Below are 7810 nucleotides of genomic sequence, written 5' to 3'. Positions count from 1 at the left end.
CTTTTGGGCCGCGGCAGCTTGGGTTGGCGCGGCAGGTACTCGGCCGTGCCGGACAGATCGCTGTCGCCGACGCGGCCGGTGAATTTTTCATAGGTCCATAACCAGATGCCGTCGTTCTTCGTGCCGATCAGGCGCCCGCGTGTTTCGTACGCAGGCGTCTGCGGCAGCAGCACGCCGGTGACCGGATACAGGTCGCTCATGCTGTTGCCGCCCAAGGTCAGTTGCAGGTCGAGGCCGGCGGGCGCGCGCGGGTCGTTGATGATGCCGTCAATGCCGGCTTTGTTCTTGCCGATCAGCGCCTGCGCCTGGATCGGAAACGCCGCATGCTCCGCCGTGAACGCCAGCAGGCCGCCGGCCTTGCCGCTGCCGTTCACCGATGCCTTGCGATAGGTGCCGGTGGCGGTGAACTGCAAGCCGAAGCGTTGGCCGCCGGCCGGGCCTTTGGCGTTGAGGTCGTCCAGCGAGGTCACCTTGGCCCTGAGGTCGAGATCGAGCAGGCGATTGACGTACACCAGATCGCCGTTGCTGAAGCTGCTGTGCAGCACTTCCAGGCGCCACGGCGACGGCCGGTCGGGGTCGTGCAGCCGCCAGGAGCGTCGGCCCTGTGCATCGCGTTCCAGCGCCAGCATCGGCGTGTCCATGATCAGCTCGCTCAGCACCACGCGATGTTTCAGCAGCGGCAGCGGATGCAGCGCCACGCTGACACGGCGCGCGGTGAGCAGATCGGGGCCGGTGCTGGCCCAGGCGGGATTGGCGAAACGGACATTGTCGCCGGTGATGCGCAGGCGCGGCACGTAGCGCTGCCATCCCGGTTCGGTTGGCAGGCCGAGCGTGTAGCCGACCTTGAGGTTGCCGCCGATGGCAAACGTGCGGCCGGTCAGTTCGACCACCTTGCGGCTGACCCAGGGGCGCGCGACATTCCAGTCCACCGTGGCGACGGCGATGAGCAATGCGGCAATCAGCAGAAGCAACGCCGCCAACGCCCACAACGCGATGCGCAGAATCGCGTGCAAGAGCGGCCGGCGGGGGGCGGACGGCGGGCGGTCAGGAGCTGCGGGCGAACTTGCGGCAGCGGGCTGTGCTTCTGTCATTGCTTGGTCTTCTTATGTTTGTTGTCAGGCCGGGTCGTCGTGCGGTGGCGCCGAAGCACAGATTTCCGATTCCGGATTCCCGATTCATTATGCCCGTCGCCGCGGAAGCTATCCGTTGATGATCTCGCCGCCGTTCGGATGCAGCACCTGGCCGGTCATGTAAGACGCGCCCTCGGTCGCCAGGAACAGGTAGGACGGCGCGATCTCATCGGGTTGGCCAGGGCGTTGCATCGGCACGTTGGCGCCGAATTTGGCGACTTCTTCCGCAGAAAAACTGGCCGGAATCAGTGGCGTCCAGACCGGCCCGGGAGCGACCGCGTTGACGTGGATTTCATGCTTGACCAGTTGTTGCGCGAGCGAACGCGTGAAGGCCACGATGGCGCCCTTGGTGGAGGAATAGTCGACCAGGTGGGCGCTGCCGCGATAAGCGGTGACCGAGGCCGTGTTGATGATGCGCGCGCCCGAGACAAGATAGGGCAGCGCCGCCTTGACCATGTAGAACATGGAAAAGATGTTGGTGCGGAAGGTCTTCTCCAACTGTTCTTCCGTGATCTTTTCGATGTCATTGGAAGGGAACTGCTGGGCTGCATTATTGACAAGGATATCGAGCCGGCCGAATTGGTCGACGACGGCCTTGACGGCGTCACGGCAGAATTTTTCAGAGCCGACGTCGCCCGGATACAGCAGGCATTCGGCGCCGGCTTCACGCACCAGACGCTGGGTTTCGACAGCGTCTTCATGTTCGTCCAGATAAATCACGGCAATGGTGGCGCCTTCTCCTGCGAACGCCAGCGCCACGGCGCGGCCGATGCCGCTGTCGCCGCCGGTAATCAGCGCAACCTTCTGGCTCAGCCGTGTGCCGGGCGCTTGCAGGCGCGGGGTGCTGTGCGGCTTCGGATCCATCAGATATTCGTCGCCGGGCTGGTGTTGCTGGTGCTGCGGCGGCATGGTGTTGGTGTCGGACATGGTTGGTCTCCAAGACGAGCAAAAACGACAAGCACAGCAGCGGCACGCGGAAACGCCGAACGAAATGCGGGACGCTGAACCAGCAGTGTTGGGCCGCCTGCCCTTGCAGGCTAGAGGAAAAGCCCGCCTTTGCTTGTAGGAGAAGTCCTGATAGCCGTACTCAAAAGGTCTGTGGCGCTTCGCCGATGGCGGAATCCTGCATGCGCCGACATGTATTTGCCGCTTGTCCGACTGACCTTTTGAAGTGTCGGGGGTAGGCTGGATTCCTCCGCAGAACCATTGCGACCGCTGAGAGCGCACAGTCCATTCAGGGGTTTTGGCCTCCTCATTGGCGTCCTCATTTACGTATTCACCGAATCATCAAGGAGATAGCATGAAAAAGACATCGATCCGGGTATTGACCCTGCTGGTAGCGGCATCGTTGGCCGGTGGCGCTTATGCGCAGACTTCGTCCGGCGCGGCCGGTGGAGCGGGTACAGCCGGGGCCTCTGGCACCGGTGGAACGACATCGGGCGCTGGCACCTCCGGTTCCGCCGGGGTGACAGGTAACGGCGGCGCTGCAGGCGGTGCGCAATCCGGCACATCGTCCACACGCGGCCGCTCGGGCGTGAACGGCAGCGGTAACGCCGGCATCAAGGATGATGTGAACGGCAGCGTGAACGGCGGCGCCAATTCTGGAACGCGTTCGGGCAGCGGCAGTACGAATGGGGGCGTCAATGCCGGTGTCGGCGTGAATGGCGGTGGCAACGGCGGTAACGGTACCAGCGGCACCGGTGCAGGCGGTAATGCCGGGGTTGGCGTCGGCGCTGGCGGTGGTGCGGCTGGTGGCGTCGGCGGCGCACGCTAGCCGACAATCCAGGCACCGGTCCGTTTCTTCTGAAACTCCCTGAAACGGTTTTCAGCCATCAACGGAGGACACGCCGATGAAGCCGGACGACCGCAATCTTGAGGCGCCGATTTACTATGATCCGGCGTATGAATTGCTCGAGCCCGACGAGAAAGAGATTGAAGCCGGCTTGATCGCGGCCCTCAGGGAAATCTCGGAAACCACCTTCAAGCATTCCGGCCATGCCATGCGCAGCGTCCATGCCAAGAGTCACGGCCTGCTGCGCGGCGAATTGAGGGTGCTGGAAGGTTTGCCGGCGACCCTGGCGCACGGTGTGTTCGCCCGCCCCGGTATTTATCCGCTGGTGATGCGATTGTCGACCACGCCGGGCGACCTGCTCGACGACAAGGTGTCAACGCCGCGCGGCATGGCGATCAAGATCGTCGGCGTCTCCGGAGCGCGCCTGCCGGATTCGGAAACCGACGTGACCCAGGATTTTGTGCTGGTCAACGGGCCGGCGTTTGCGGTCTCGAATGCCAAAAAATTCCTCGGTACGCTGAAGTTGCTGGCCAAGACCACCGACAAGTCGCCCAAACTTAAGCAAGCCTTGTCGTTGTTGCTGCGCGGCGCCGAAGAAATGCTGGAGTCGGCCGGCAAGCAGAGCAGCACACTGATGGCGATGGGCGGCCATCCGCCCAATCACGTCCTGGGCGAAACCTATTACAGCCAGGTACCGCTGCTGTGCGGACCGTTCATGTCGAAGATCTCGGTGGCGCCGGCGTCGGCCAATCTGAAAGCGCTGACCGGGACACAGGTCGACTTGCGCGGCAAGCCGGACGGCCTGCGTGAAGCGGTGTGCGATTTCTTTGCCGCCAACGATGCGGAATGGGAATTGCGCGTGCAGCTGTGCAACGACCTGGAGCACATGCCGATCGAAGATGCCTCGGTGGTCTGGCCCGAAGATCTCAGCCCGTACGTGACCGTTGCGCGCATCCGCGTGCCGCGCCAGGCGGCATGGAGCGAAGCGCGCTCGCAAGCAATCGATGACGGCATGTCGTTCAGCCCCTGGCACGGGGTCGTTGCCCATCGGCCGATCGGTTCCGTCATGCGTATCCGCAAGGCGGCTTACCGTTTTTCCGCAGGATTCCGGGCACGCCACAACGGCAAGTCCACCGCCGAGCCGGTCGACCTCGGCAAGTTGCCGGACTAGCCATATCCCTATCGTCTTTGTGTTGCGTTGTAGGACAGGCACTGTATGTAAATCGGCTCCCGGCCTACAGTCAAATCCTCGTTGCAGGTGGAAGATGTGACTTTGGCCCGTGTTGATTTTCTGCTTGGGCCGTGTCGGCCCGGAGTTGCGCATGAAGACCAAAGACATTCCCGAAGACGCTACCTTTGACGAATACAACAACGCCGCCGGCGGCTGGGGTTCGGTGCGTGCGCTCGGATCCATCCTGACGCAGGAACACGTGCTCGCCAGCGGCACCCGCGTGCTGATGAAGCAAAACAAGCCGGACGGCTTCGCCTGCGTCAGCTGTTCATGGGCCAAGCCGGCCGATCCGCACGTTTTTGAATTTTGCGAGAACGGCGCCAAGGCGACTGCCTGGGAAATTACCGAGAAGCGCGCCACGCCGGAATTCTTTGCCCAACACACCGTCACTGAATTCGAAAGCTGGTCCGACCTCGAACTCGAGGCCGTCGGCCGCGTCACGCATCCGATGCGCTACGACGACGCCAGCGATAAATATCTTCCCATTCCCTGGGACAAGGCCTTCGACGAGATCTGCTCCGCATTGCGTGCCGCCGACCCTGAGAAAGTCGTGTTCTACACCTCCGGCCGGGCCTCGCTCGAGACTTCGTACATGTATCAGCTGATGGCGCGCATGTACGGCAACAACAACTTGCCGGACAGTTCCAACATGTGCCACGAATCGACCTCCGTGGCCTTGCCGAAAACCATCGGCGTGGCGGTCGGCACGGTCACGCTGGACGACTTCGCGGCGACCGATTGCCTGCTGTTCTTCGGTCACAACACCGGCACCAATGCACCGCGCATGCTGCATTCGCTGGAGGAAGTGCGCAAACGCGGCGTACCGGTGATCACTTTCAACCCGCTGCGCGAACGCGGCCTGGTCAGTTTCGTCAATCCGCAATCGCCGCTGGAAATGCTGACGCCGGCGCGCACCGCCATCAGTTCGCAATATGTGCAGATCAAGATCGGCGGCGATACAGCCGCCGTGATGGGCATGGCCAAGTGGCTGATCGAAGCCGATGACGTCGCCCGCGAAACGCGCCAGCCGCGCCTGCTTGACGTCGGCTTCATCGCCGACCATACCGCCGGCTTTGAAGAATTCGCCGCCGCCGCGCGCAGCGCCGACTGGAACGAGATCGAACGCTGCTCGGGCGTTTCGCGCGCCGAGCTGGAGCAGGCTGCGCAGACGTACGCCAATGCCCGTTCGACCATGCTGATGTATGGCATGGGCGTGACCCAGCATCGCGAAGCGGTGCGCACCATCCACATGCTGACCAACCTGCTCCTGCTGCGCGGCAATGTCGGCCGGCGGCGCCGGCATTTGTCCTATCCGCGGCCATTCCAACGTGCAGGGCCAGCGCACCGTGGGCATCACCGAAAAGCCGGAGATGGTGCCGAAGGAAAAACTGAAACAGCAATATTGCTTTGACGTGCCCGAAAAGAAGGGCCTCAATACCGTCGAAGCCTGCGAAGAAATTCTCAAGGAAAAGATATCCGCGTTCTTCATGCTGGGCGGGAATTTCGTGCGGGCGATTCCGGACCACGGCCGCATGGAACCGGCTTGGCGCAAGATCCCGTTGACGGTGCAGGTGGTCACGCGGCTCAACCGCAGCTCGGTGATCCACGGCCGCCGGTCTTATCTGCTGCCCTGCCTGGGCCGCATTGAGATCGACCAGCAAGCCGGCGGCGCGCAAGCCGTGTCGGTGGAAGACAGCACCGGTTGCATGCACGGTTCGCGCGGCATGGTGAAGCCGGCGTCGGAACATCTGCTGTCGGAAGTTGCCATCGTTGCCGAGATCGCCAAGCGCATCCTGATCCCCAATCCACGCGTCAACTGGACCGCCTGGAGGGCCGACTACTCGCGCATACGCAACGCCATCGCAGAAACCTATCCGGAAATCTTCCACGACTTCAACGAACGCATGTGGACGCCCGGCGGTTTTGCGCGGCCATTGGCGGCGCGCGAGCGTAAATGGAAGACGGAAAACGGCAAGGCCAACTTCATCACGCCCGACAGTTTCGATGAAGATCCCGACATGCCGGCCGATGGTCCCGACGTGCTGCGACTGATGACCACACGCGGCGACAGCCAGTTCAACACCACGGTATATGGTCTCGACGATCGCTTTCGCGGTGTACACGGAACGCGTCATATGTTGCTGATGCATGTCGCCGACATCGAACGGCTGGGACTGGCAGAGGGTGATATGGTGACGGCCGCCACCGTGTCGCAGGACGGCATCGCGCGCAGCGTCGACAATTTGCGCGTGCACGCCTTCGACATTCCGGCGGGATGTATCATGGGCTACTTTCCTGAACTCAATCCGCTGATTCCGCTGGCGCATCATGCAAGGGACAGCAAGGTGCCGGCCGCCAAGTCGATCCCGGTGCGCCTCACGCCCACACGCACGCGCACGCAGGTGCGGCCTGCGCAGCCTGAAGACATGCTTATGGGAGCCCCCGCGCCTTGAAGACATTCCACTGTGACAATTGCAACAAGCAGGTTTTTTTTGAAAACACCGTCTGCAATCATTGCGGCTGGATGTTGGGCTATCAGCCTGAGCACCAGATCATGAGCAGTTTCACGCCGGTCGATCCGAGCGAAGTTGGAACCGAGGCTCCTGTCGATGCATCGACGGTTCTATCAACTGACGCATCAACCGATGCATCGGACAAATCCGATACGCCGCTGCGCTGGCGCAGCGTTAATCCGCTCAATGCCGGCAAGCTGTTCCGGCAATGCAGCAACTACGCGCAGGAACAGGTGTGCAACTGGATGCTCGACGACCAGGACGCACACGCGCTGTGCGCTTCATGCCGCCTGACTACGGTGATCCCTTCGCTGGATGATCCCGGCAATCGCATTCTGTGGCAGCGGCTGGAAGTCGCCAAGCGCCGCCTGCTGCATTCGCTCTGGACCATGCGCCTGCAACCGCCGCCCAAAATGGACGATGCCGGTAACGGACTGTCCTTTGAATTCCTGCAAGACATGCCGCATGAAAAAATCATGACCGGACATGCCGACGGCGTCATCACCATCAACATCGCCGAAGCCGATCCGGCCTACCGCGAGAAGATGCGCGAGCAGATGGCCGAGCCTTATCGCACGCTGCTCGGACATTTCCGCCATGAGAGCGGCCATTATTATTTCGATCGCCTGATCGCCGGCACGGCGCGGCTGGAGGCTTTTCGCGCGCTGTTCGGCGACGAGACCGCTGATTACGGGCAGAGCCTGCAACGGCATTACGACAACGGCCCGGCGCAGGGATGGGAGCAGAATTTCGTCAGCGTCTACGCCAGCAGCCATCCGTGGGAAGACTGGGCCGAAACCTGGGCGCATTACCTGCACATGTTCGACACGCTGGAAACCGCCTATGCCTGCGGTGTGCAATTACGTCCGCAGCATCGCGGCGAACAGCAACTGGTGATCGCCGCGTCGCCGGTGGAGGAAGACAGTTTCGACGCGCTGGCGCGCGAATGGTTTGCGCTGACCTACGTGCTCAACAGCCTCAACCGCAGCATCGGCATGCCGGATTCCTATCCATTCATGCTGTCGACGCCGGTGCTGGAAAAATTGCGTTTCGTTCACGCGGTGGTGCGGGAGGCGGGAATTGAGTCGGCGGCGGCCCTGCCGGAAGTATCGGGAATTTCCTGATACCTTTAACAACATTGCCC

At 62.2% G+C, this 7810-nt stretch carries 5 protein-coding genes and 1 pseudogene; 4 read left to right on the top strand and 2 right to left on the bottom strand.

Annotation, left to right across the window (positions count from 1 at the left end; genetic code table 11):
- Positions 1 to 1091: AsmA family protein (locus HLUSI_RS0125450; RefSeq protein ID WP_157138019.1), on the bottom strand; the 1091-nt coding region annotated here is incomplete at its 3' end.
- Positions 1092 to 1199: 108 nt separating this feature from the next.
- A complete protein-coding gene (locus HLUSI_RS0125445; protein ID WP_016836613.1) occupies positions 1200 to 2057 on the bottom strand; it encodes an SDR family oxidoreductase in 858 nt (285 codons plus the stop codon).
- Positions 2058 to 2430: 373 nt separating this feature from the next.
- Between HLUSI_RS0125445 and HLUSI_RS33670 the strand changes: the two genes are divergently transcribed.
- The 4 genes and pseudogenes from HLUSI_RS33670 (at position 2431) to HLUSI_RS0125425 (ending at position 7790) form a co-directional block, all read left to right on the top strand.
- Positions 2431 to 2904: a hypothetical protein gene (locus tag HLUSI_RS33670; protein ID WP_016836612.1), complete on the top strand. Its 474-nt coding sequence runs from the start codon at positions 2431 to 2433 to the stop codon at positions 2902 to 2904.
- A gap of 76 nt (positions 2905 to 2980) precedes the next feature.
- Positions 2981 to 4093 (top strand): catalase family protein, encoded by a 1113-nt coding sequence (locus HLUSI_RS0125435; protein ID WP_016836611.1) that lies wholly within the window; start codon positions 2981 to 2983, stop codon positions 4091 to 4093.
- Positions 4094 to 4244: 151 nt separating this feature from the next.
- Positions 4245 to 6606, top strand: a pseudogene (locus tag HLUSI_RS30715) (FdhF/YdeP family oxidoreductase).
- Positions 6603 to 7790, top strand: a complete 1188-nt coding sequence (locus HLUSI_RS0125425; RefSeq protein ID WP_016836610.1) for a zinc-binding metallopeptidase family protein — start codon at positions 6603 to 6605, stop codon at positions 7788 to 7790. Before HLUSI_RS30715 ends, HLUSI_RS0125425 begins: the two are co-directional and overlap by 4 nt.
- The last annotated feature ends 20 nt before the right edge of the window (positions 7791 to 7810 follow it).

Origin of the sequence: Herbaspirillum lusitanum P6-12, assembly GCF_000256565.1 — a bacterium.
Taxonomy (GTDB): domain Bacteria; phylum Pseudomonadota; class Gammaproteobacteria; order Burkholderiales; family Burkholderiaceae_D; genus Herbaspirillum; species Herbaspirillum lusitanum.
This window is presented reverse-complemented; position numbering and strand designations above follow the sequence as displayed.

What these genes read in the sequence shown, in the direction of transcription:
- HLUSI_RS0125445 (WP_016836613.1), bottom strand. Translation starts at nt 2,057, where the DNA reads ATGTCCGACACCAACACCATGCCGCCGCAGCACCAGCAACACCAGCCC.
- HLUSI_RS33670 (WP_016836612.1), top strand. Translation starts at nt 2,431, where the DNA reads ATGAAAAAGACATCGATCCGGGTATTGACCCTGCTGGTAGCGGCATCG.
- HLUSI_RS0125435 (WP_016836611.1), top strand. Translation starts at nt 2,981, where the DNA reads ATGAAGCCGGACGACCGCAATCTTGAGGCGCCGATTTACTATGATCCG.